Origin of the sequence: Moorena sp. SIO4A1 (genome assembly GCF_010672065.1) — a bacterium.
GTDB lineage: Bacteria > Cyanobacteriota > Cyanobacteriia > Cyanobacteriales > Coleofasciculaceae > Moorena.
On the sequence record NZ_JAAHHX010000860.1, the window covers coordinates 1 to 1,235 of the forward strand.

Sequence of the window (1,235 nt, forward strand, 5' to 3'; positions counted from 1 at the left end):
TAGCACTACTAGATGTGCCTCAGGTGGTTTTCTACCGAGTTAATCCCTTTACCTACTGGCTTGCTCGCACCTTCTTGAAATTTTCGATTCCCTTCATGTCTCCCCCTAACTTGGTAGTAATGCGTTCGATTGTGCCGGAGTTGTTACAAGAGCAAGCCACTCCAGAGAATATTGTCCGGGAATCCTTGGAACTCCTTTCAGAAAACAGGAGATTAAAACAGAAAATATGCCTCTTTTATATCACCAAAAGGTACATCAGTCAACACAGCTAATGGTTGATTATCGATTGTGGTGATTATGGTATCGTCATTTTGTTCAAAAGAAATCTGACCAAAGGGTAAAGCAGCGGCATCATTGAAATCGATCACAACCCGGTCTATTTGGTCTATTGGTATATCAATATCATTTGGTATATCACTATCAAAAAGGGATAACAGACCTTCGGTCAAGCTTGGCAGTGAACTAGTATCGACTGGGATCGTATTTACCAATGTGGAGTCATCAAACAGTTCCACTGTAAAACCAGGTTTGAGAGTAGCAAGGGTATTGAGGGCCACCCCAAACTCAAGGTCGGAAACCAGTGCATCAAAGTCTTGGGTTAGGATTCCGGCGGCATTACCTTCTAAACTGTCCTTTACAAAAGCAGCGGCATCCTTGAAATCGATTACAATCGGCTCTATTGGTGTATCACTAAATGTGACCCCCATGAAACTCAGGTCATCAACAGGTTGCAAGGGCAGTTGATCGAAAGTCAAAACTGTTGTGTTAGTGGAATTATTAGACATCTTTATTTCTCCTAAAAAATATTTTTTTCATTGCACCCTATAGGATGAAAATTGTGATTTTAGCTTGATGTAATTAGCGTCAATCACTAATCGTTTTATCCATCTGTTGTTATATTGCTTTATTGTGAGGTTAAAATTATAAAATTTGGATGAATTAAATAAATATTTTTAATGAATATTATGTGAATTTATAAAAAAAATTGGTAAGCATTCAGCTATCGTAATTATTCAGCTATCAGCGTGTCGCGTATCAGCTATCAGCTTAAATTTCCGTTCCCGTAGCGTGACCAACGGTCAATCCCGTAGCGTGGCCAACGGCCAATCGTTCCCGTAGCGTGACCAACGGCCAATCCATCCACTTGTGTACAAGCCGGTCTACCATCTCCCCATCTCCCCATCTCCCCATCTCCCCATCTCCCCATCTCCCCATCTCCCCAAAGCGCCCCTATT

General features: G+C 41.5%; 1 protein-coding gene and 2 pseudogenes. 1 reads left to right on the plus strand and 2 read right to left on the minus strand.

The annotated features are described in order from the left end of the window. A pseudogene (locus tag F6K53_RS43560) lies at window positions 1–272 on the plus strand (hypothetical protein); the annotation flags it as partial. On the opposite strand, the gene F6K53_RS43565 reads toward F6K53_RS43560, so the two are convergent. Further along, window positions 213–785: a hypothetical protein gene (locus F6K53_RS43565; RefSeq protein ID WP_293086979.1), complete on the minus strand. Its 573-nt coding sequence runs from the start codon at window positions 783–785 to the stop codon at window positions 213–215. The pseudogene F6K53_RS43560 and the gene F6K53_RS43565 overlap by 60 nt on opposite strands. A 257-nt stretch (window positions 786–1,042) precedes the next feature. After that, window positions 1,043–1,235, minus strand: a pseudogene (locus F6K53_RS43570) (hypothetical protein); the annotation flags it as partial.